18 protein-coding genes are annotated in these 23,798 nt (G+C 62.9%); 8 read left to right on the top strand and 10 right to left on the bottom strand.

Annotated features, from left to right (window positions below):
- Window positions 1–142 precede the first annotated feature (142 nt).
- From M728_RS02540 to M728_RS02510, 7 genes are all read right to left on the bottom strand, one after another.
- Window positions 143–1,300 (bottom strand): cell wall hydrolase, encoded by a 1,158-nt coding sequence (locus tag M728_RS02540; protein WP_156943295.1) that lies wholly within the window; start codon window positions 1,298–1,300, stop codon window positions 143–145.
- Window positions 1,301–1,525: 225 nt separating this feature from the next.
- A complete protein-coding gene (locus M728_RS02535; protein WP_034882842.1) occupies window positions 1,526–3,427 on the bottom strand; it encodes a potassium transporter Kup in 1,902 nt (633 codons plus the stop codon).
- 17 nt (window positions 3,428–3,444) lie between these two features.
- Window positions 3,445–4,422 (bottom strand): magnesium transporter CorA family protein, encoded by a 978-nt coding sequence (locus M728_RS02530; protein ID WP_026618453.1) that lies wholly within the window; start codon window positions 4,420–4,422, stop codon window positions 3,445–3,447.
- A 369-nt stretch (window positions 4,423–4,791) separates the two neighbouring features.
- Window positions 4,792–5,937: an iron-sulfur cluster carrier protein ApbC gene (apbC, locus tag M728_RS02525; protein ID WP_026618452.1), complete on the bottom strand. Its 1,146-nt coding sequence runs from the start codon at window positions 5,935–5,937 to the stop codon at window positions 4,792–4,794.
- Window positions 5,938–6,542: 605 nt separating this feature from the next.
- Window positions 6,543–7,298: a LuxR family transcriptional regulator gene (locus M728_RS02520; RefSeq protein ID WP_026618451.1), complete on the bottom strand. Its 756-nt coding sequence runs from the start codon at window positions 7,296–7,298 to the stop codon at window positions 6,543–6,545.
- Window positions 7,299–7,490: 192 nt separating this feature from the next.
- Window positions 7,491–8,231: a LuxR family transcriptional regulator gene (locus M728_RS02515; RefSeq protein WP_026618450.1), complete on the bottom strand. Its 741-nt coding sequence runs from the start codon at window positions 8,229–8,231 to the stop codon at window positions 7,491–7,493.
- A gap of 221 nt (window positions 8,232–8,452) precedes the next feature.
- The gene (locus tag M728_RS02510) at window positions 8,453–9,265 is read right to left on the bottom strand and encodes an IclR family transcriptional regulator (RefSeq protein WP_034882907.1); all 813 of its coding nucleotides are present in this window, start codon (window positions 9,263–9,265) and stop codon (window positions 8,453–8,455) included.
- A gap of 134 nt (window positions 9,266–9,399) precedes the next feature.
- Here M728_RS02510 and M728_RS02505 point away from each other — a divergent pair, with 134 nt between their 5' ends.
- The 6 genes from M728_RS02505 to M728_RS02480 all read left to right on the top strand — a co-directional run bounded on the left by M728_RS02505 (window position 9,400) and on the right by M728_RS02480 (window position 15,409).
- Complete coding sequence (locus M728_RS02505) at window positions 9,400–10,170, top strand: SDR family NAD(P)-dependent oxidoreductase (RefSeq protein WP_026618449.1); 771 nt, start codon at window positions 9,400–9,402, stop codon at window positions 10,168–10,170.
- Window positions 10,167–11,087 carry a 2-dehydro-3-deoxygalactonokinase gene (locus tag M728_RS02500; RefSeq protein ID WP_026618448.1) on the top strand — a complete coding sequence of 307 codons (921 nt, stop codon included), beginning with the start codon at window positions 10,167–10,169 and terminating at the stop codon, window positions 11,085–11,087. The genes M728_RS02505 and M728_RS02500 overlap by 4 nt, the downstream gene beginning before the upstream one ends.
- Window positions 11,088–11,102: 15 nt before the next feature.
- On the top strand, window positions 11,103–11,741 hold the full coding sequence (locus tag M728_RS02495) for a 2-dehydro-3-deoxy-6-phosphogalactonate aldolase (RefSeq protein WP_026618447.1): 639 nt from the start codon (window positions 11,103–11,105) through the stop codon (window positions 11,739–11,741).
- A complete protein-coding gene (locus tag M728_RS02490) occupies window positions 11,738–12,622 on the top strand; it encodes an SMP-30/gluconolactonase/LRE family protein (protein WP_026618446.1) in 885 nt (294 codons plus the stop codon). Before M728_RS02495 ends, M728_RS02490 begins: the two co-directional genes overlap by 4 nt.
- Before the next feature lie 84 nt (window positions 12,623–12,706).
- Complete coding sequence (locus tag M728_RS02485) at window positions 12,707–14,431, top strand: IlvD/Edd family dehydratase (protein WP_026618445.1); 1,725 nt, start codon at window positions 12,707–12,709, stop codon at window positions 14,429–14,431.
- Window positions 14,432–14,761: 330 nt separating this feature from the next.
- Window positions 14,762–15,409 (top strand): PRC-barrel domain-containing protein, encoded by a 648-nt coding sequence (locus M728_RS02480; RefSeq protein WP_026618444.1) that lies wholly within the window; start codon window positions 14,762–14,764, stop codon window positions 15,407–15,409.
- Window positions 15,410–15,636: 227 nt separating this feature from the next.
- On the opposite strand, the gene M728_RS02475 is transcribed toward M728_RS02480, so the two are convergent.
- The gene (locus M728_RS02475) at window positions 15,637–17,181 is read right to left on the bottom strand and encodes a trimethylamine methyltransferase family protein (RefSeq protein WP_026618443.1); all 1,545 of its coding nucleotides are present in this window, start codon (window positions 17,179–17,181) and stop codon (window positions 15,637–15,639) included.
- A gap of 89 nt (window positions 17,182–17,270) precedes the next feature.
- On the opposite strand from M728_RS02475, the gene M728_RS02470 reads away from it, so the two are divergent.
- Window positions 17,271–18,206, top strand: a complete 936-nt coding sequence (locus tag M728_RS02470; protein WP_026618442.1) for a LysR substrate-binding domain-containing protein — start codon at window positions 17,271–17,273, stop codon at window positions 18,204–18,206.
- Here M728_RS02470 and M728_RS02465 read toward each other — a convergent pair.
- Both M728_RS02465 and M728_RS02460 read right to left on the bottom strand, forming a co-directional pair.
- Entirely contained in the window at window positions 18,203–19,540 is a 1,338-nt protein-coding gene (locus tag M728_RS02465) for a bifunctional diguanylate cyclase/phosphodiesterase (protein WP_034882834.1), read from the bottom strand. The two genes, M728_RS02470 and M728_RS02465, sit on opposite strands and share 4 nt — an antisense overlap.
- 319 nt (window positions 19,541–19,859) lie before the next feature.
- Window positions 19,860–21,581, bottom strand: a complete 1,722-nt coding sequence (locus tag M728_RS02460) for a response regulator (protein WP_026618440.1) — start codon at window positions 21,579–21,581, stop codon at window positions 19,860–19,862.
- Between the two features lie 396 nt (window positions 21,582–21,977).
- Between M728_RS02460 and mutL the strand changes: the two genes are divergently transcribed.
- Window positions 21,978–23,792, top strand: a complete 1,815-nt coding sequence (gene mutL, locus M728_RS02455) for a DNA mismatch repair endonuclease MutL (protein WP_026618439.1) — start codon at window positions 21,978–21,980, stop codon at window positions 23,790–23,792.
- Window positions 23,793–23,798 lie beyond the last annotated feature (6 nt).

Below are 23,798 nucleotides of genomic sequence, written 5' to 3'. Positions count from 1 at the left end.
GGCATGCGGGGAGGTTGAACGTGGACAATATTGCTTTTGAATTTCAATGGCTTAACAATAAGTGCGACAAGCTGCGACAAAGGTGCAACGGGAATCTTCGCCGGAGGGCTCGGCTTCTGCCGTCGCCGCGCTGCCGGAATCGTCAGCTCCAGCCGCCGCCATAGGTTCGATAAAAGATGTGCAGCCCGATCTTGCCGACCCGCTTCATCGTCTTCGCCCAGGCGGGCTTCACATAGGTGGCGTGATAATGTGTTGCGGAGCCCACCTCGGGCAGCCAGATCTTGCCGGCGGTGACGGCCATCGCCACTTCCTTGGCCGTTTTCCAATGGGAGCGCGAATAGATCAGGTCGCGGATCATGTCGCAGGCGAAGGAGAATTGGCAGCGATTGCGCCAGGCCTTGTTCTGGTACACGACACCGCAAATCGTCTTCGGATAAGTCGGATTGCGAACGCGATTGAGAATCACCTGCGCGACCGCCGCCTGCCCCTTCACAGGCTCACTGCGGGCTTCGAAATAGATCCCTTCGGCCAGGCAGGTCTGCTCTTCCTTGCTGAAGACTGTGGCGGGCAACGGCGTTGCTGCCCAGGCATGGTCGTCAGGCGCAATGTCCGGAATGAAACGCCCGCCGTTCTTGTCCTCGCGCAGAATCGAATCGAAAGGCGATTCACGCGCATAGTCCGGCTCGGGCCGGACATAGGCAGTCGCGAGAATGTCGGGCTTGTCGTTGGTGACGAGGTTGGCAAGCATCGGCGAAAGGCCGGGTTCGAGCTTCGGCGGCTTCTTCCGGTAGAAGGCCGTGGCGATCTCGATCTCCTTGCCTTTGATCTTCGGCTTGGCAAAGATCATTCTTTCGGGGCCGTCGAAGACCGGTTCCATGAGCGAGCTCGTGCGCTGAAGAATCGAGCCGGCAGTAAAATCCTTCGGTGGTGTCACCGGGCTGACGGCGACGATGCGCCCCTTCTTGAGCTTGCGGGTGACGCGATCCTCGTCCGGCGTCCCCTGATGTTTGGTTTCAGCCGTCAACGCCACACGGCTGCCGTCCGGCATCGTCATGCCGGCGCCGCCATCGAGCGCACCGGTGGTGATCGGATCGGCGAACACCATCTCCACCTCGTGGACGGAGCCCGCGGGCGATTGCGTCATATACATCCGCCAGCGCTCTCCGCCGCGATTGATGCCGGAAAGAAAGGTCGCGAGGTCGGAATAGGCGACGGCCGAAGGAAAGCCGAGGAAGAGCGCAAGGCCTATGATCGCGGGGGCGCGCCAGGTCGTGAGGGGCGGGCGAAACTTGCGACGCACTCTTTCACTCTTACGCACCGGTCAGCTCCACGCAACTCTTACTCGGGCACGCGTTCTCGCAGGCCGGTACACGACCAGCAGCAAGATTCCGTGCAGAACGCTAGGTTTTGGAAGCGATCGGACGGCTCCCCGGGACCGCTTCGTTCGAGCCTCGAAAATGAAGCATTAACCTTGATGTTTGGTTAATGCGGACGCGCCCGAAGCGGCAGATTGTGGGGGTCCCGCTTAGATGATCACGTGCGAACCGAGCTCGACCACGCGGTTCGTCGGCAGGCGGAAATAATCGGACGGGTCGATCGCCGCGTTGGCGAGCGCAATGAACAGGCGGTCCTGCCAATGCGGCATGCCGGATTGGGCGTCGGGAACGAGCTTGCGGCGGCCGAGATAGAACGAGGTCGACATGATGTCGAATTTGAGGCCCGATTTACGGAAGAGGCCCAGCGCCTGCGAGACGTTCTGCGTCTCCATGAAGCCGAACTTCATTTCGAGCAGCGTGAAGCGGTCCGACAGCGGTCGCACGCTGACGCGCTCCTCCTTCGGCACCTTCGGCGTGTTGGCGGTACGGATCGTCAGGACGAAGTTCTGCTGATGCAGCACATGATTGTGCTTGATATTATGCAGCAGGGCGGCGGGCGTCGAATCCGGGTCGCTCGTCAGGAAGATCGCCGTGCCCGGCACGGCCACGGGCGCATGTTCGCTCTTGCGTTCGATCGACTTGATGAAGCTCGCCAGCGGAATGTCGATATGGCGCGTCTTGGCGTGCAGTATCTCGGTGCCGCGCTTCCAGGTCCACATGATGATAATGAAGGTCGTAGCGATCAGGATCGGCACATAGCCGCCATCGTGGACCTTCAGCATATTGGCTCCAAGGAAGACGAATTCCAATAGGAACAGCGGCAGGAGCGCACCGGCCGCCCACCAGCCGGACCAGTTCCAGCGCATACGCAGGAATTCGAAGGAGAGCACCGTCGTGACCACCATCGCGCCGGTGACGGAGATGCCGTAGGCGGTCGCCAGCGCCTCGGACGAGCCGAAGACGAAAACGAGCGCCATGACGCCGAACATCAGCAGCGTGTTGACGTTCGGCAGATAGATCTGGCCCGTATGGGTCTCGGAGGTGTGGAAGATCGCCATGCGCGGCAGGAAGCCGAGGTGGATCGCCTGGCGCGTGAGCGAAAAGGCGCCCGTGATCACCGCCTGGCTGGCGATGATCGTCGCCGCCGTGGCGAGAATGACGGCGGGAAGCAGCGCCCATTTCGGAAACATCAGGAAGAAAGGATCGGACATCGCCTCCGGATTCTCGAGAACGAAGGCGCCCTGCCCAAGATAGTTAAGGGTCAGCGCGGGGAAGACGATGGTGAACCAGGCCCACTGGATGGGCCTCCGGCCGAAGTGGCCTAGATCGGCGTAAAGCGCCTCGGCTCCGGTAACTGTGAGGAAGACGGCGCCAAGCACAACGATGCCGACATAGCCTTCGTTGAGCAGGAAGGTGGCGGCGTAGAACGGGTTGAAAGCTTTGAAGATCGACGGATCGTCCGCGATATGCACGAGGCCGATCGCGCCCATGACAAGGAACCAGACCAACGTTATCGGCCCGAAGAAATTGGAAACCGCGCTGGTGCCCTTCGACTGCACCGCGAAGAGGAGCAGGAGGATCACCACCGCGATCGGAACGACATATTCACTCAGCGCCGGCGTCACCAGCTTCAACCCCTCTACGGCCGAGAGCACCGACAGCGCCGGAGTGATCATCGCGTCGCCGATGAAGAGCGCCGCCCCGGCAATCCCCATGAAGAACAGGATCGCCGTATGTCCGTTGGCGGTCTTCATGAGCAGCGCCAGCAGGGACAGGGTGCCACCCTCGCCCTGGTTGTCGGCTCGTAGCAGGAAAAGCACGTATTTTATCGTGACGATGATCGTCAGCGACCAGATCATCAGCGAGATCAAGCCGATGATCTCCACGTCCGTTACACCGTCATGCGAAACGGGGCGCAGCGCCTCGCGAAAGGCATAGAGCGGGCTGGTGCCGATATCGCCGTAGACGACGCCGATGGAGCCAAGCGCCAGCGCAATCAGTCGACGCGTATTTTCGGACCCACGCACGGCGGGAGCAGACAATTGAGACATGCGCGTCCAACAGGCTCTTAAAGCCAGCCTTTCCAGCGGAAAAAGAGGAAGGGTATCACGGCCGAAAGCACCATGGCCGCAAGCGCCCACGGATAGCCGAACTGCCATTCGAGCTCCGGCATCACGCGGAAATTCATGCCGTAGACGGATGCCACCAGGGTCGGCGGCAGGAGAACGACCGAAGCAATCGAGAAGATCTTGATGATCGCATTCTGCTCGACATTGATGAGACCGAGAGAAGCATCGAGCAGAAAGGTGATATTGCCTGAGATAAAGGCCGCATGCTCGGAGAGCGATTGTATGTCCCGGGAGATGGAGCGGCAAAGTTCGCGGCTGTCCTTGTCCTCCTGCACATCGGGCACGGTGTAGACGAAGGTCAGCAGCCGCGAAAGCGACGCGAGGCTGTCACGTGTCTTGGCGAGGAGTCGGTGATGACCAGCCACGTCACGCAGGCGCGCCTCGAGAAAGTGCGGCGGCCGGCGCTTGCCGGTAGCCTTTTCGCCGAAGACCTCAAGCGACAACTCGTCGATCTTGTCGACCGCCTGCTCGAGAATTTCCGCCGTGCGGTCGGCGATCGTCTCGAGCAGCCGTGTCAGGATCACAGCGCCGTTGCGGCAGCCGCCGGGGATGCGATGCATGCCGGCCTTGAAGAGCCCGAACGCCCGCGGTTCGGCGTAGCGCACCGTGACAAGCCGCTTACCCGCCAGAATGAAGCCGACATCCGTCAGCCCCGGCATTTCAGTGTCGCTCCTATAGACCAGCGACGCGGTCATGAAGACGGCGTCGTCGTCGGTGTAGAGCCGGCTCGACGGCTCTATGTCCTTGAGGTCCTGCCGCGTCGGGATGGAAATCCCGAGCAGACCCTCCATCATCAGGTCTTCCGCCTTGGTCGGCTCGACGAGGTCGATCCAGACGATATCGGGGCGCAGGGCCGCCGGCGGCTCTGCCGTCGAGAGAACGACAGCTTCACCGTTGACGCAGTAGCCTGTGATCATGTGGTCGCCTTTTTCATGCGGCCGACGACGATGAACCCTGAAGGTTTGGAGCGATCAGCCGCCACACGATTTCCACGATGCAGATCAATCTGATGAAGGCTTCCGCCCGAATCGACAATCGGTAGCCGGTTGTCGCGGGGCCGAAATCTCCGGCGAGAGGCGCCGGGACGATTGCCCGGCGCGCGAGGCAAGGCATATGACGCAAAGGTCACGCAAAATCAATGCCCCCCACGGATGCGGTTCCCTGCGGCATGTTGCTCCGGTACTGAGCTCGCATCCACCCTGGATCACATTATGTGATCATTTCCGATGAGTTAGCGCGAAATGGGCGAAGAACCGCGGCGCCGTTCCGCTCCCATGGACTGAAATCTACTCGAAAACGATGTTGGGCATTGCCCGGCTCTTGTCCTGCCGCGCTGCGGCGACCTGCTCCCAGACCCGTGCGGCGATCTCGCGGTAGATGCGCGCGACCTCGCCTTCAGGCTCGGAGACCACAAGCGGTGTTCCCGCATCGGAGGTTTCGCGAATGCCCATCGTCAGAGGCACCTCGCCAAGGAACGGCACGCCGATGCGTTCCGCTTCCTTCTTCGCGCCGCCGTGGCCGAAAATGTCGTAGCGCGTGCCCGTATCCGGCGCCACGAAATAGCTCATGTTCTCGACGATCCCGAGGACCGGGACCTCGACCTTGCGGAACATCGTCAGGCCCTTGCGAGCATCGACGAGCGCGAGGTCCTGCGGCGTCGACACGATGACGGCGCCGGCGAGCGGCACCTGCTGGGCCATGGTCAGTTGCGCGTCGCCTGTTCCCGGCGGCATGTCGACGACGAGCACGTCGAGCTCGCCCCAGGCCACCTCGCGCAACATCTGCAGGAGCGCCGACTGGATCATCGGGCCGCGCCAGATCATCGCGACCTCCTCGTCGACGAGGAAGCCCATAGACATTACCTTCAGCCCGTAGTTTTCCATCGGGCGGATGAGGCGCCCTTCGATTTGCTGAGGCCTGCCAGAAATCTTCAACAGTCGCGGCATCGAGGGGCCGTAGATATCGGCGTCGAGGAGCCCGACCTTCAGGCCGTTTGCCTGAAGCGCCAGCGCCAGATTGACGGACGTCGTGGACTTGCCGACGCCACCCTTGCCCGAGGCGACGGCGATGATGGCGCCCACCCCCGGAATGCCCGTCTTGGCAGCGCCGGCCGGCCGTTGGCCATGCGGCTGCCCGGAGGCTGGCGCCGGGCGCTGCACCGGTGCGGACTGGGGCGCTGCCTTGCGGTCAGCGGTCAATGCCACCATAGCCGCCTTCACGCCGGGTATCTCGCGCACGACCCGTTCGGCCGCCGCACGCATCGGTTCGAGCTCCTTCGCCCGCTCCGCCGGCACGGTGATCGAGAAATAGGCCTTGCCGTCGGAAATGAAAACATCGGAGACAAGGCCGAGATCGACGATATTGCTCTCCATGTCCGGACCGCGGACGTTCCGCAGCTTCTCAAGAACCATTTCCCTGGTCACGTCCGGCATCTCGCCCTCTTATCTGTTCCGTTCACGCGGCCGAGGCCCTGTGCGTGCGGTAACGCTTTGAACTGCTGTGTAATCTATCCCCAAATCGAATCCGATTTAAGGAATTGCAGCGCGGCGCGTCCTTTCAGACGCGCAACGGCCGCTGTAGCACTTGCTGCATGTATTTGTCCTTAAATCGAATTCGATCCAAGTAACATGCAGTGCGCAGTAGATAATGGAGCCGGGACGCTTCGCCAATGCGACGGAGAAAAAATGAGGAGCCGCCAGCCGATCGCCGTGTCCGTACATCCGGGATCACGGGCGATCGGTGGCGGCCCTTTCTTCGCGACCTTCTTGGGCGCTGTCTTATTTTAGTCCCCTCTGGACATGCCAAAGGACATGCAGAATGCGTGCCAGTTTGCGGCACAACAGCAAAAACGAGTATTTTCAGATAGATGAGAGATCGCGTCGCGAAAAATGCAAGAGTAAACTTGCTCGATTTCCGGGCATGCACATGATTTAGGCACAGGCAGAGAGCACGACGAACTGGCAATCATTTGGCAGCTTCGCTTCACCCGGCAATTTCGGCAAGCCGCATTCAAACCCAGTCAGCGACGTGCTTTGGATCAGGTGATATAGCCCCTCTTCATCGCCTTCACGACTGCCTGCGTGCGGTTGACCGCGTCGAGCTTCTTGGTGACGTGGTTCAGGTAGTGATTGACGGTGTGCTCTGACAAACCGAGGATGCCGGCGATCTCAGCGCTGGTCTTGCCGGCCGCTGTCCAACTCAGGCACTGAATTTCGCGCTCGGACAAAACGGTGTTGGTGCTCTTCCAGACGGAGCCGATCTCGGCCAGGCGGTTATAGACGTGGATCGCGATCATCTGCAGTTCCATCGCCGCCGTCATCGGCAATTCCGCCTGTGGGCCCATGAGGATGACCGCGCCGCGCCCGCCTTCGGCGTCATGGACCGGAAAATAGTTTGCCTGGAAGATGCCGTTGTCGCGCAGCATGGCGATATAGTCCGCGGAGGATTCAGGCTTGCCTCTCTCCTTCTCCCAGTCTTCGAGCGTGATCTGGAACGGCGTCGTAGTCTCTCTCAAACGGCGCACACCAGTGCTGAAACGCAGCATCGACAGACTGTCGTACTTGTTGAGGAGTTCGGCCGGCATGTTCGAGATCACCGTGGTGGCGGACAGCCGCTCGACGTCGATGGCCGGAATGGTACAAATGAGGAAGGTCTTGAAGCCAAAGATCTGCGTAATCCGCCGCATATAGCGGATGATGTCGAACTGGGTCTCCAGCCTTGCGATTTCAGACGCGAAATCACCGCCCCGGGGCAGATCGATCTCAGTCGTCCCCGTCGTCATCATATCTTGCATTCGCGCGTTCCATGGCATTCATCGTTTATCAAATAGCCTGAGCCGCCGAGCAATGCCAACAGGTGATTGACGATCGTCACTTTTGATACGCAAAAGCCTGTGTATTTCGCCGCGCCTCAGTCGTCATGCCCGCGAAGTGGCAGCGGCCGTGACACGGCATGCAGGCGGAAGCCGCGGCGCACCCCGTCCGTCCTAATTGATCAGCCCGGCGCGGATCGCCTTGGCGACGGTTTGAACGCGGTTGACCGAATCCAGTTTGCGGGTCGCACGGTTCAGATAGTGGTTCACGGTGTATTCCGACAGCGCCATGATCCGTGCCATCTCCACCGTGGTCTTGCCCGCCGCGGCCCAGCGCAGACACTCGATCTCGCGCCGGGAAAGACTGCCGGGGCCGCGCCGGTCGCGCGCCCTCACTTCGTTAAGCCGGCTGTAAACAAGTCCGGCCCACAGATTGAGCGCCTGCAATTCGTCACTGGAGACGGCAGAGCGATCGCCGCCGAAGGCGACGGCCGCACGCTGTCCGGCGGCGTCATGCACCGGCAGGTAGACACCCCGCGGCATATTGGCGTACTCGAAGACGCAAACGGCGGCATCGCCCTTGCCGTCCAAGCGTCGGCGCGCCAGTTGGTACGCGTCGTAGGTGAACGGAATGGTGCTGCGCCGCAAACGCTGGATCACAGGGCTGCCGTCGATCAGACGGGCACTGTCGTAACGCCTCAGGAAATCCGCCGGCCAGGTCGTTAGCAGTGCCTGCGCGGCCAGGCTGTGACAGCCGGTGTCGGGAATGGCGAGAACCATGAAACCGCGAAAGCCGAAGGCTTCCGAGACCCGGTCGAGGACGCGCCTAACGTCGTCCTCGCTGTCGATCGGTTCCCTCACGGACCGGCCATCGGGGAGGACCAATGAGGATATATCGGCGCTGAAATCTATCATGTTTTCGGCTCCCGCATCCGGCCCCGATCCGAGATCCGGCCGCTTCGGTGTCATGGTGCGTTGTCAAAGCCCGCCAGACTCAACGGCACAAGCGTGCAACCAATCGTGGAGACGGGATTCTCACAGGTTGAAACTACTAATCCTGAGTGCTTTCGTCCAGTCGAAACTTCTAATTTACCGTAAAGCGATCCTCAACCTTCCATATTCAAGCGCAAAAAGCTCTAGCGCCCCTCCCGGCGTGGGCCAAGACGGATCCGCACTTCCTCCTCTATCGCCGCCGCCGCCCTTCGCACGTCCGCGGCCCAGGCGGCAAGCTGCTCCATGTTGACGCGATAGGACGGTCCCGTCACCGAGACGCCGGCAACCAGATCTTGTTCCCGAACCGCGATCGGCGCAGCCACGCAGCAGATCTCGGCCTCGTGCTCCTCGCGATCGAAGGCGTGCCCGTCACGGCGAATCTCCTCGATTTCGGCCAGCAACGATTGAGCGGAACGATGGGTGTGCGCGGTGAAGGGACGGAACTCCAGCTTCGCGGCAATCCGCTCCAGCTCGCTCGGAGAGAGCGACGATAGCGCCGCCTTGCCGATCCCCGTGCAATAGGCCGGCGATGCCTTGCCGATCTGCGAGCTCATGCGCACCGTCTGCCGGCTTTCCACCTTGTCGACATAGATGATCTCGGTTTCGCGCAGAACTCCCAAATGCACCGTCTCGCCGGTCAATTCGTGCAAACGCAGGAGATGCGGCTCGGCGATGTCGCGAAAGCGGTTGCCGGACCAGGAGCGGTAGGCGAACTTCAGAAGACGAAGCCCGGGTTCGTAGGACAGATCCCGGCGCTGTACCAGGAGCCCCTCCTCGACAAGGTGGCCAAGCAACCGGTGCAACGTGCCACGCGGCTGTCGAACGGATTGAAGTATGTCCGTGAAGCGTTGCGGGCGGTCAGCCATCGCCACGGCCTCGAGCACTGCCATGGCCTTGCCAAGCGTGCCGGTGCCGGCAGCCTCCTCTTGCAAATCGTTTGCTCTATTTCGACTCATCTCTTCCGTTTCCACCGGCCCTGCCACCTTGACAGGATAAACGTCTTGGCGCGATAATTCCAGATAGTAAAACATTGTTCCATATAATGGAACTCGTTCATTCCGCATCTGCGGTGTCGGGGAGAGGCCCATTCATGACCTTACCGAGCAGCCAGTTTCCTGACCTGCGCAACCGCGGCGTTCTGGTCACCGGCGGCGGTTCCGGCATAGGCGCCGCTCTGGTCGAGGCATTCGCGCGACAGGGCGCGCGCGTAGCCTTCGTCGATATCGCGGAGGAGCCGAGCCGAGCGTTCTGCGAAAGGCTCGCGGCAGAGACCGGGCGAGTACCTCACTTCATTCCCGCCGACCTTCGCGATGTCGAAGCGGCCCGGAACGCTGCCGAAGCGGCGGCCGCGGCGCTCGGTTCGGTGCATGTCCTCGTCAACAACGCCGCAAGAGACGACCGCCAGACGCTTGAGGCGGTAACCGAGCAAAGCTGGGATGAAGGGCTTGCCGTCAATCTCAGGCACTATTTCTTCATGTCCCAGGTGATCGCGCCGCATATGAGGCGCCAAGGCGGCGGCTCGATCATCAATTTCTCGTCTATAGCCTTCATGCTGAACATGCCGGAAATCCCCACCTATGCCACTGCCAAGGCGGGAATCATCGGCCTGACCAAGTCGCTCGCCGGGAAGCTCGGCCCGGACAATATCCGCGTCAACGCCATCCTGCCGGGCATGATCGTCACCGAACGGCAGAGGCGACTCTGGCTCGACGACGAGGCGATCGCGCGCATGCAGGAACGACAGTGCCTGAAACGCATGCTCATCGCCGACGATCTCGTCGGACCTTGTCTCTTCCTGGCATCGGACAGCTCGGCGGCGATGACTGCACAGACCATGATCATCGATGGAGGCGTGTTTTGATGACGGCAGGTTACTACGCCGCGGTGGACTGGGGGACCTCGAGCTTCCGGCTGTGGATCATCGGCGAGGACGGGGCGGTGGTCGCCGAGCGCCGTAGCGCAGAAGGCATGACGACCGCGGCGAAGACTGGTTTCCACGCCGTGCTCGACAACCACCTCGCCGCCGTCTCGGCGCCTGCCCATCTGCCGATCATCATCTGTGGGATGGCGGGCGCCCGTCAGGGTTGGAAGGAAGCCGGCTACCTCGAAACGCCGGCAGCGCTTTCCGCCATCGCCAGCCATGCCATCGCAGTGCCGGACGTCGATCGCGACATCCGCATCCTGCCGGGGCTCGCCCAGCGCAACGACCAGCACCCGGACGTTATGCGCGGCGAGGAAACGCAGCTCCTCGGCGCAGCCGGAATGCTCGGCGGCGGGCGGCATCTCGTCTGCATGCCCGGGACCCACAGCAAATGGGTTCGCCTTGCGGACGAGACGGTTGAGGGCTTCTCGACCTTCATGACGGGCGAGCTCTTCGAGGCAATCTCGCGCCATACGATTCTGAGCCACGCCGTGGCGGATGCGGACGGCTTTGCCGCCGAAAGCCCTGCTTTCGCCGAGGCCGTTAGGAGCGCGCGGGAAAATCCGGCGCTTGCGACGAACCTGCTTTTCTCCGTCCGCGCGGGACAACTTTTGAACAATACCGGCGCCGCCGACGCAAGGGCGCGGCTCTCAGGCACCCTGATCGGCCTCGAAATTGCCGGAGCACTCGCTGCGGCCGGCCGCGTGGACGGCATCTGCCTCGTCGCCTCCGGCGGACTCGGCGCACTCTATCGCACGGCCCTGGAGAGCCAAGGGCTCACCGTCCGTGTCGTCGACGCGGATGAGGCGGTCAGAGTCGGGCTCGCGGCCGCCGCCCGGGCGATATGGCCTCTTTGACGGAAAGACAAGAACATGAACCGCATTTCCCTGCCGCCGTTGAAATACCCACTGATCGCCATCCTGCGCGGGCTGAAGCCCGAGGAGGCCGAGGGCGTGGTCGGCGCCCTGCTTGAAACGGGCTTCACGGCAATCGAAATCCCGCTCAACTCTCCCGAGCCGTTCCGCTCCATCGAAACGGCCGTGAAGATGGCCCCCCTCGACTCTCTGATCGGCGCGGGCACGGTGCTCACGACTGCCGACGTGGACCGCCTCGCCGACGTCGGCGGGCGGCTGATGGTAAGCCCCAACGTCGAGCTTTCGGTCATTCGCCTTGCCGCCGCGAAAGGCATGGTGACGATGCCGGGTGTCTTCACGCCGACGGAGGCGCTGGCGGCGGCGGCGGCCGGAGCAAGCGGTCTTAAATTCTTCCCGGCTAGCGTGCTTGGCCCGTCCGGCATCGCGGCGATCCGCGCGGTGCTTCCGGCGGATCTCGAAATCGCCGCCGTCGGCGGCGTCTCGGAAGCCAATTTCGCCGATTACGCAAAAATTGGGGTCCGCTCATTCGGCCTCGGCTCCAGCCTCTACAAACCGGGCATGAGCGCCGCTGATGTCCGGGAGCGGGCGGCGGCGACGCTTGCAGCCTATGACGCCGTCTATGGAGGAAGGCAATGACCGAGCTCGTACCCTTTTCCGGCCGCATCCTCTGCGACTTCGCCTCCGAACTCGGGGAGGGCCCGACCTTCGACCCGGCGACCGGCACGGCCTGGTGGTTCAACATCAAGGGCCAGGAGTTGCATGAGCTTCACCTCGAAAGCGGCCGCAAGACGGTTCATCCCCTGCCCTTCCTCGGCAGCGTGCTCGCGGTGATCGATCCGACCCGGCAATTGATCGCCTCCGATCTGGGCCTGTTCATCCGCGATACGGAAAGCTATGCGCTCAGCCTCTTCGCCACCCTCGAAGACAGGCCGGGCAACCGCTCCAATGACGGACGCGTTCATCCCTCAGGCGCGCTCTGGATCGGCACGATGGGACGGAAGGCCGAGAAGCATGCGGGGGCGATATACCACGTGGCCGGGGATCGGGTGACGAAGCTATACAGCAGCATCACCATCCCGAACGCGATCTGCTTCTCCCCCGATGGCGCCACCGCCTATTTCACGGACACCGACGTCAACCATCTGATGCGGGTCGACATCGATCCGGCGACCGCCCTCCCCACCGGCGATCCGGTTCTCCTTTCCGACGAGAGTGCCAAGCCCGGCGGCGTAGACGGCGCTGTCTGCGATGCCGACGGGTTGATCTGGAATGCCCGCTGGGGTGCCGGCGCCGTCGAGGTCTATAAGCCCGACGGACGGAAGGTCGCCCGCTATGCCGTGCCTGCGACGCAGCCGAGCTGCCCGGCTTTTGTGGGGGCGAAGGCCGATCGGCTGCTGGTGACCTCCGCCTGGCAGGACATGGACGATGCCGCGCGCGCCGCCGATCCGGATGCCGGCAAGACGTTCGAGCTCGGCATCGAGGTCAAGGGACGCTTCGAACCCGCCTTCCGGCTCTGATCTCAATTAAGTTCTGGCGCCTCGCCGATAAAAAGTCATACAATTGATCCATGCGCTGAATCGCGATGGAAAGGGAGTGCTCGAATGAGCGATAAGAAAAAAGAGCTGAGAAGCCGTCACTGGTACGGCGGGACACACAAGGACGGCTTCATTCACCGGTCCTGGATGAAGAACCAGGGCTTTCCCGACCACGTTTTCGACGGGCGGCCGATCATCGGCATCTGCAATACCTGGTCCGAACTCACTCCCTGCAACAGCCATCTGCGCATCCTCGCCGAGGGCGTGAAGCGCGGCGTCTGGGAAGCGGGCGGCTTTCCGGTCGAGTTTCCGGTGTCGTCGCTCGGCGAAACGCAGATGCGGCCGACCGCCATGCTCTTCCGCAATCTGCTCGCGATGGATGTCGAGGAGGCTATCCGCGCCTATGGCATCGACGGTGTCGTGCTTCTCGGCGGCTGCGACAAGACGACACCCGGGCAATTGATGGGGGCCGCCTCCGTCGATCTGCCGACGATCGTCGTTTCCTCCGGTCCGATGCTGAACGGCAAATGGAAAGGCAAGGATATCGGCTCCGGCACGGATGTCTGGAAATTCTCGGAGGCCGTGCGGGCCGGCGAAATGAGCATGCAGGAGTTCATGGCCGCCGAAAGCGGCATGTCGCGCTCGCCGGGTGTTTGCATGACCATGGGCACGGCGACGACGATGGCTTCGGTGGTGGAAGCGATGGGGCTTTCGCTGCCGACCAACGCAGCGCTCCCCGCCGTCGATGCCCGCCGCATGGCGCTCGCGCACATGACCGGCAAGCGGATCGTCGCGATGGTGCACGAAGATCTGAGATTGTCGAAGATCCTGACGAAGGAGAACTTCGAGAACGGCATCATCGCCAATGCCGCTGTCGGTGGGTCGACAAACGCCGTCGTGCATATGCTGGCGATCGCCGGACGTGCCGGTGTCGATCTCTGTCTCGACGATTTCGACCGCGTGGGCGGGCAGGTGCCCTGCATCGTCAACTGCATGCCCTCGGGCAAATATCTGATCGAGGATCTCGCCTATGCGGGCGGCCTGCCGGCGGTCATGAACCGCATTCAGCACCTGCTCCACGCCGATGCGCCGACCGTTTCCGGCGTGCCGATCAGCAAATACTGGGAGGGCGCGGAGGTCTATAACGACGACGTCATCCGCCCGCTCGACAATCCGCTCCGCGCGGCTGCCGGCATTCGCGTGCTCAAGGGCAATCTCGCGCCGAACGGCGCGGTCATCAAGCCGTCGGCGGCGAGCGAGCACCTGCTCGCCCATGAGGGACCGGCCTATGTTTTCGAAACCATCGAAGATTTGAAGGCAAAGATCGACGATCCGGACCTGCCGGTGACCGAGGATACGATCCTCGTCCTCAAGGGCTGCGGTCCCAAGGGATATCCCGGCATGGCGGAAGTCGGCAACATGCCGATTCCGCGCCGGCTCGTCGAAAGAGGCGTTCGCGACATGGTACGCATCTCGGATGCGCGCATGTCCGGCACCGCCTTCGGCACCGTGGTCCTGCATGTGAGCCCGGAAGCCAATGCAGGCGGGCCGCTTGCGATCGTTAAGAGCGGGGACCGCATCCGGCTCGACGCCATGAAAGGCGAGTTGAACCTGCTGATCAGCGAGGAGGAACTCGCAGCCCGCATGGCTGCCTGGCAGCCGCCGGAGCAGAAATGGCAACGCGGCTACTATAAGCTCTATCACGACACCGTGCTGCAGGCAGACAGGGGCGCCGACCTGGATTTCCTCGTCGGCAAGAGCGGCGATGAGGTGCTTCGCGAGAGCCATTAGTGATCGGGGAAGACGACCGTTACTCGATATTCGTACGCCGCGTGGTCACCTGGCTGCGCGGCGTATTGGCGAGCGGCTGAGAAGATCGCGCTCGTGCGAAAGCATGATGGAGATGCGTCGCCAGGCGCGGACTTTCCGGCCAATTGACGATCGTCGCATTTCCACTGGCTGAAAAGGCGGCCAATACTCGGAGGCGATGCGTTTGGCGGCTGCAAATTCTACGGAACAGTTTCCGCCGCCGGGCGTTGCTTGAGTGTCACTGGCGCAGTGTCGCTGGCCGATGGCTGAGCCTGCGCCTTGCTCGACAACGTCAACGAAAGGCAGTCTGAAATGAGAGAGAGACTTATATCTTCCGTTGCCGCTGGCGCGCTTCTCGTGGGCGTTGCCGTTGCCCCGACAAGTTTCGCACAGCAGACAACCACGCCGCCGGCTCCGGCACCCGAGACCCAGACCATGGAACCGGCGCCGGCCACACCGGATGCGACCACACCGGCCCCGGCACCTGGCGAGCAGGCGCAGACGCCGGCTCCTGCCGATAAGTCGACCGAAATGGCCGCTGGCGAAGCCACCTACTTGACTGAACAGGCCGCAGACCAGATTTCCGCCAATACCTATATTGGACAATCGGTCTACAACCCCAACGATGAAAGCATCGGCGAGATCAACGACCTGATCATCAAGAAGGAAGGCGGCGTTGCCGCTGCGGTGGTCGGTGTTGGCGGTTTCCTCGGCATCGGTGAAAAGAACGTCGCAGTGCCGTTCGATAAGATCGAGGTCACCGAGGACGCTGAAGCGAACACGATGAAGCTGACGACCACGGAAACGGCCGAGTCGCTGAAGGCTGCACCGGAGTTCAAGACGAAGGCGCAGTTGATGGCCGAGCGGAACGCCGCCCAGCCGGTCGACACGTCGACAACTTCTGCGACCGGCACGACCCCGGCTCCGACTCAGCCGGCACAGCCCGCACCGCAGCAGTAAGCCTGCGAGTGACTGGCTAGCGAGAGCGGCGCCCAAGGCGCCGCTTTTCGTTCTCTAGTGCATCTTTCCTTACTGCATGTTTCCTCAAATCGTACCCGATTTAAGGAAACATGCAGCAATTCAAAGTGCTACAGCGTCCTTTGTGCGTCTGAAAAGACGCACGGCGCTGTAGAATCGTGCCGATTCAATCTCGGCGTGTCGCAGAAACCGGCCCTGTTCGGAGACTCTCAATACCAAGCGTCGGGCATAGTGCTCTTGCGCCTTGCGACATAGTCCCGCAGCGCCTCATCGATTGCCACGTCCAAAGGCGGCGCTTCGTATTCGGCGAGCGCCTTCTTCCAATATCGGTTGGCACGCAGCGCCATGTCCGTCTCCCCCTGCTCGACCCATTTCTCGAAGGGTTCGTTGTCGGAAAGCGCACTGTCCCAAAAGGCGGTCTGATAGTTGCGCATCGTGTGCTCGCAGCCGAGAAAATGATTGCCAGGCCCGACCTCCAGAAAGGCGTCCATGGCGAGCGTGTTGTCGTCGACCACGACGCCGGCGAGATAGGAGTGGAGCGCGCCGCAGAAATCGGTATCCATCACGAATTTCTCGTAGGACATGGCGAGCAGCCCATCGACGAAGCCCGCCGAATGCAGGATGAAATTGGCGCCGCAGTGCACGGCTGAGAGCATTGACATGACGCCCTCCTGCATCGCCTGGGCGTCCGGCCGTTTCGAATTGGAGAAATTGCCGGCGCAGCGCAAGGGAAGGCCGAGCCGGCGAGCGAGCTGGCCTACGACCATGCTGCCGATTGCCGGTTCGGGCGTGCCGAAGGTCGGCGAGCCGGAGCGGAGCGACATGGACGACAGGAAATTGCCGAAGATCACCGGCGCGCCCTTGCGTTCGAGCTGCGTCAGCGCACAACCGGCAAGCGTTTCCGCATAGGATTGCGCGATGGCGCCGGCATTGGTGACGGGGCCCATGGCGCCGCCGAGAATGAAAGGCACGATGACCGCCGCCTGGTTGGCACGCGCATAGGCGCGCAGCGATTTCGTCATGGTCCCGTCCCAGACGAGCGGCGAATTGACGTTGACATTGCCGAGAATGACGCAGTTCCGGTCGACGAAGTCGGCGCCGAAGAGAATGCGGGCCATTTCGATCGAATCCTCGGCGCGCTCCTCCGCCGTGATCGAGCCCATGAAGGCGCGGTCGGAATATTTGATGTGGCTATAGACCATATCGAGGTGACGCTTGTTGACCGGAACGTCGACCGGTTCGCAGATCGTCCCGCCGGAATGGTGCAGCCATGGGCTCGATTGGGCGAGCTTCACCAGATTGCGGAAGTCCTCGATCGTTCCATAGCGCCGCCCTCTGTCCAGATCCGTGACGAAGGGAGAGCCATAGGCCGGCGAGAAGACGACGTTGCGGCCGCCGATCTCGACGCTGCGGACGGGGTTTCGGGCGTGCTGCGTGAATTGCCGCGGTGCGGAACGGACGATCTCCTTCAACATGCCCGGCTCGAAAGTGACGCGGACGCCACCGACCTTCGCGCCGGCCCTTTTCCAGTGCCCGAGCGCCGCCGGATCGTCGCGGAACTCGATGCCGACTTCCGCGAGAATACGATCCGCCGTCCGTTCGATGCGCTCCAGGCTCTCCTCGCCGAGAATGTCGTAGGTCGGTATGTTGCGAACAATATAGGGAACGCCGGGAACCCTGCCGCCCTCGCGCCGCTGCGCTCGCGCGCCGCGGGTCCGTCTTGGCACTTCTCCGGCTTCTGACACCGTTCCCATCGTCACCTCCCATCATTTGCAATGATGGTATTGACGAGAGAGGCCGTTGTAACGCAGGAAAAATTTGACGCATGATATAAGTGGACCTTATGGACAACCTGCGCCGCCTTCTTCCCTCGGCCGCAAGCCTCATCGTTTTCGAGGCGGCTGGCCGCCATCAGAATTTCACGCGCGCCGCCAATGAGCTCGGCATGACTCAGGCAGCGGTCTCCTACGCCATACGCGGGCTTGAAGACCAGCTCGGCGTTCCGCTCTTTCACCGCGTGCACCGGGCGGTCGAATTGACGGAAGCCGGGGAGAAGTTCCACGCCAATGTCTCCGTCGGCCTCGCACGCATCCAGAAATCGGCGGAGGACATCCGCGCCAAGGGCCGCGAGACGAACGTGACGCTCGCGGCGTCGACGGCGTTTGCCTCCATGTGGATGCTGCCGCGCCTCAACCGACTACGCGAGGACCTGCCGGAAATCGACCTCCGCATCCAGACGAGCGTACGCGACCTCGATCTCGACGAGGAACCGATCCCCTTGGGCGTTCGTGGTGGCGACCCTGGCCAATGGCCGCGCTATCACGCGGCACTGCTAGCCGAAGAAGTGGTCAAGGCGGTGGCGACGCCGGCCTATATCGAGGCGCATGGCCTGCCCAGGACACCGGCGGAGCTGCTCAAGCACAGTCTCATCCATCTGGAGGAGCCGGTGCGGCGCGCCTGCGACTGGACGGAATGGTTCGCAAGCGCCGGCATCGCCTATCCCGCGCAAGGCAAGCGGCTCGCCATCAACGACTATGTCCTGGTGATTCAGGCCGTGCTTGCCGGCGAAGGGATCGCGCTCGGCTGGGAACATCTGATCGAACGCCAGGTGCAGTCCGGCGCCCTGGTGCCGGTGGGAGGACATGTGCTGAAGACCGGCCAGGCATTCTATGTCGTGTGGCCCCGGTCGCGCGAGCTCAACACGCAGGCGCGGCGGGTTCGCGACTGGCTCCTCGAAGAGGGCTTGCGCGACCGTTCGCAGGTCGAAGGCCAAGACTAAAGATCGCTATAACGGTGCGACAGATAACGCATCGTGGCGAGAGCGTCCGCAGGCTTGCCGTAGAAATAGCCCTGCCCCATGCCGCAGCCGAGCGCCTTCAGTTTCGCGGCCTCGGAAGAGTGCTCGATGCCCTCGGCAACGACCTCTAGCTCCAGCCCCTCGCACATCGAGACGATGGCCCTGACGATGTGCTCGGAGGCACGGTCGGCCGAAATCCGGGATACGAAGGCGCGGTCGATCTTCACCTTGTCGAAGGTGAAGTCCCTTAATCGCCCGAGGCTGGATTGCCCCGTTCCGAAATCGTCGAGCGACACGCGCACACCCGCCGTCCTCAATTCGGAGACGATCCTCTGAGCGACGTTCGCGTCGGCCATCACGGCGGTTTCGGTGATTTCGAGTTCGAGGCGGCGAGGATCGAGGCCGACCTGGCCGATGATCGCCAGCAGCCGAGCGCTTGTTGCCGGATCCGTCAACTGGGCGGATGACAGATTGAAAGAAAGGAAAAGTTCCTTCGGCCACGACAGGGCTGCCTGGGCTGCCTTGCGCAGAAGCGCGTCGGCCAGCGCGTCGATGAAGCCGCGCTCCTCGGCGAGCGGAACGAATACCGAGGGCGAGACATAGCCGAGATCCGCGTCGCACCATCTCGCCAGCGCCTCGAAGCCGACCACGGTATCCGTGCGCAGGTCGACGATCGGCTGGAAATGCATGTCGACCTCATCGGCGATGATCGCGTTGCGCAACGCCTGCTCAAGCGCGGTGGCGCGCTTCATCTCCTGGGCGATTTCCTGGGAATAGACGGTGATCTGGCCGCGGCCGCGGCGTTTCGAGCGATAGAGCGCCGTGTCGGCGCTCTTCAGCAGATCCTCGAAGGTGCCCCCGGCGAAGGGATAGACCGCGAAACCAAAGGATGCGGAGAGTCGGACGTTGCGATCACCGAGCGCGAAGGGGGCGGAAAGCGCCTCCTTCAGCATCTGGCCGAGCTTCTCGGCGCCCTTTCGTTCAAACGTCAACGGCAGAACGATCGCGAATTCGTCGTCCGTCGTGCGCGTCACCGTTGCGCTTTCCGGAACACAGGACTTCAGCCGATGCGCCACCTGGCGCAGGATGCGATCACCCGCTTCCGGCCCGAAAAGGTCGTTGATCGGCTTGAAGCCATCGAGATTGGCAAGGCCGATGGTGAAAGGCGCGGGATCACTTGCCCGTTCGTCCGCCAGGGCGCAGACGCTTTGGCGCAGGTAACGCGCATTGCCGAGACCCGTCAGCGGATCGACGAGCGCTACCGCATGCGGCTCGTCCGAGCTCAGGCGGCGAGCCGTTGGCAAGTTGCAGGTCATCGCGGCGAATTCCCAACAGGACCGGCCAGCTCTGCAGGGAGCCGCTCACGCCGCCGCACAGTCAGGCCGGAACCGGTGCCCGGCCGGCGGGATAAAAGGTGCTCGACGGCGGGGTGGGACGGGCTCATTCCTTCGATGTTCTGCACTTTGCGGCAACCGGGCTCACGGGCGGTGCGCCGTTAAGGGACTACTTGCGACAGCGTCGATCGAGACAACCATACGGTGGACGATGACGACCGATGGTTAACAATCCCATATCACCTCACTGCGAAATCTACCGTCGACAGTGCCGATGGGCGCGAACGGGCAAAACTCGAGGTCAGCCCGCCGCACGCATGTCTGCAGGCTGCATGTATTTGCGGAGCACCGCCTCGATCATATCCGGGCTGACCGGCTTCATGATGTAGTCGTCCATGCCGGACGCCCTGCATTGCTCCAGATCGATGTCGAGCGCTTGTGCGGTCACCGCCACGATCGGCGTACGGCCTCCGACGCGCTTTTCGGCCTCGCGGATGGCTGCGGCCGCCTCGAAGCCATTCATGACCGGCATGGATACATCCATCAGGACCAGGGCAGGCCGAAGCTCGTGCCAAAGTTGCACCGCTTCCTTGCCATCGGCGGCGATCCGATGTGAGACGTCGAGCCCCTCGAGAATCTGTGCGAAGACGAACTGGTTGATCTGGTTGTCCTCGGCGACCAGCACCTCCACCGCCGGAGCATGCTGCACGGGCGCGACATCGCCTTCAAGGGCAATGCCCCAGTCCGGCTGCGGCAGCGGCAATCGTGACGGCCGGGGCTCGGCACAGATGCGGAAGGTCTCGGCGAGCAGCGCCGTTACGTCCATATCGCCGGAAACCTGAAGGAACGGACTGGCGCACCATGAGGCGATGGCACGGTCCCCTTCCGCAAGCGCAGTGTCGATCAGAAGAATGTCGAGCTTCAAGCCACGGCTTTCGGCGGCTTCTACGAAGGCTTCGAGCTCCCTGACGCTCCGGACCGCACAGGCATCGAGGCCGGAGCCGCGCAGGCGGGGTACAAAGCGCTCCTCCAAATGCCGATCCGCCGTCGCCAGAAGCACGCGCAGGCCGCGCGCCGGCAGCGTCTCGATCATCGATCCGGCTTCGACGAGCTGCTGCACGTTCAAGGCCCGGAAGGGATCGTAGAAATTCTGGGCCGGCGTAAAGATGCTGTAGTCGCGGACCTGCAGCCCGGCATCGCCGCCGCCTTCCGTGCCATGGTACCATACGGCGATGTCGGTCACGTCGTTCATGCATGTCACGACAAAATGGCGACCGGGCGAGCCGATGCGATATTTGCGTGTGACGGCCCAGAGGTCGCTGCCGTCCGAACGGACGATATGCTCGGCCTCCGAGTGGGTTCTGCCGGTCTCCAGGACGTAGCGATCCGAGTGTTCGAACCGCTCCGCGAGTTCCGCCTCCACAAGATCCCAGGCGGAGCGCCCGAGGATTGCGTCCTGCGTGAGATCATGAATGGCGCAAAAGGCCTTGTTGACGGCGATGTAGTTGAGATTGCGGTCCTTGACGCAGACCGGATTGGGCTGGGCGTCGAGAATGTCTTCGGTAAGCGCGACGCGTTCGAGATCGGTCTGGAGCTGTTCGTCGCGCTTCTTCTGCTCGGAGATGTCGCTGACGGCAAGAATGCCGATGCCGCTCGACAGGCGGCGCTTGCGCAGGCAGATCCAGCGCGACCGTCCGGCCCGCTCGACACTTTCGTAGCGTTCGCGCCAATGAAGCGTCATGTGCTCGGCGATCCAGCCTTCGCGGTTTGGCCGGCGCCGACTCGCCTCCGGTAAGGTTCCCGGGCGCACGCCGGTATCATAGACCGCGCCGAGGAAATCGCGCAGCCGCGTGCCCGGCACCAGCATGTGCGCGGCAACAGGGAAGAACTGCAGCACCGAGGCGCTCGCAAAAAGGATCGTGTCGTCCCGGCCGCAAACGAGAAGCGCCAGGCCGAGCGCATCGCTGCTCGCCTCCAGAACCGTCCTCATGATGTCCGCGCCGCCCGACGCCGCATCGTTCATCGCGCTGTCCTCGTTCCCGCCGCAGCCCCGTGCATCTCAAATCAAATGCACTAAAGCCGCTGCAACGCTTCGGCATACCGCACGGTTTTGCCTCTGGACCGGTTCCGATCGAGGTCATGCAGTAGCGGTTTCTTTTCGGAACATGCTGGCTGGCCGTGGACGGCATCTCTTCGGGCGGATACGGGCGGCGTCCAGCAACGCCGCGCGGCTCCAAAGACAAACCCGTGGTCATTCAGGTTGCTGTGGAAAATCGCAGCAGAACGTTAAAGCCGGATTAAGTCGTTGTCCCGTTTTTCCGGGGTCCCGGGCGGCCGGGATGACGTCTTCGAGTCGGCGTTGTCGAAGAAGAGGACGCGCGGCCCTTTCCCTCTTTCGCCGAATCCTGGAAAATGGGCCATGGCCATTAAGCAACTCTCCGAAACGCTCATCAACCAGATCGCGGCGGGCGAGGTCATCGAACGACCCGCCAGCGCCGCCAAGGAACTGATCGAGAATGCACTCGATGCGGGTGCGACCAGGATCGAGATCGCGACGGCGGGCGGCGGCAAGACGCTGCTCCGGGTCACCGACAATGGCAGCGGCATGTCGCCCGCGGACCTCGAACTGGCGATCCGCCGCCACTGCACCTCCAAGATCAGCGACAGCCTCATCGACATCCGCACGCTCGGTTTTCGCGGCGAGGCGCTTCCCTCGATCGGATCGGTGGCGCGCCTGTCGATCACCACGCGGACGGCAGAGGCGCGAGAAGGCGCGGCGATCGCGGTCACCGGCGGCCGGAGCGACCCCGTGCGCCCATCGGCCGCCAATGTCGGTACCGTGGTGGAAGTGCGCGATCTTTTCTTTGCGACGCCGGCTCGGCTCAAATTCATGAAATCGGAAAAGGCCGAGGCCGCGGCGATTTCCGAAGTCGTGCGCCGCATGGCGATCGCCTTTCCAAAGGTGCGTTTCGTACTTTCCGGCTCCGATCGCTCGACGCTCGAATTTCCTGCGACGGGTGACGATCGGCTGGCGCGAATGGCGCAGGTGCTCGGCAAGGACTTCCGCGACAACGCCATCGAGATCGATGCCGAGCGCGAGGGCGCACACCTCACGGGCTTTGCCGGCGTGCCGACCTTCAATCGCGGCAATTCGCTGCAGCAATATGCCTTCGTCAATGGCCGACCGGTTCAGGACAAGCTCGTTCTCTCCGCGATCCGCGCCGCCTATGCCGAGACCATCCCGCAGGGGCGTTACGCGGTCGCGGTGTTATCGATCACGCTCGACCCCGCCCTCGTAGACGTCAACGTCCATCCGGCGAAGTCGGACGTGCGCTTCCGCGATCCGGGACTGATCCGAGGGTTGATCATCGGCGCGATCCGCGAGGCCCTGGCGCGCGGCGGCGATCGCGCTGCTACGACCGGCGCCAGCGCGATGATGCGCGCCTTCCGGCCCGAGGCCTACAGACCCGAGCACCAAGGGCCGCGGGAGCCCTGGACGGCCGCCGCCTCCCCCTACCGGCCGATGCGCTTCGACGAGGCCGCCTACGGTTTCGCCGAGGCGCCGCAGGCAAGGTTCACGGAATTCGCGCAGCCATCGGCGCGGGCAGCCGCACCGCCGACCGAGTTGAGACAGGCCGAAGGACCTGCGCCTTCCTTCCCGCTCGGCGCCGCCCGTGCGCAACTTCACGAAAACTACATCGTCGCGCAGACCGATGACGGGCTCGTCATCGTCGACCAGCACGCCGCGCACGAAAGGCTCGTCTTCGAAACGATGCGGGCGGCGCTGCATTCGCGGCCAGTGCCGGCCCAGGCGCTTCTCATCCCGGAGATCGTCGACCTGCCGGAAGACGACTGCGAGCGACTGATGGCGCATGCGGAGGAATTCATGCGGCTCGGCCTCTCGATCGAACGCTTCGGACCCGGAGCGATCGCCGTGCGCGAGACCCCGGCGATGCTCGGTGAGGTGGATGCGGCCGGACTGGTAAGGCAGCTTGCCGACGAGCTCGCCGGATGGGACACGGCAAATGGTCTTCAAGGCCGGCTTGAATATCTGGCCGCGACGATGGCCTGCCACGGTTCGGTGCGCTCGGGCCGCCGCTTGCGCACCGAAGAGATGAACGCGCTGCTTCGCCAGATGGAAGCAACGCCGGGCTCCGGTCAATGCAATCACGGCCGGCCGACCTATATCGAGCTCAAGCTCGCCGACATAGAGCGACTTTTCGGCCGGAGCTAAGTATCC

The organism is Ensifer sp. WSM1721 (assembly GCF_000513895.2).
Classification (GTDB): domain Bacteria; phylum Pseudomonadota; class Alphaproteobacteria; order Rhizobiales; family Rhizobiaceae; genus Sinorhizobium.
This window is presented reverse-complemented; position numbering and strand designations above follow the sequence as displayed.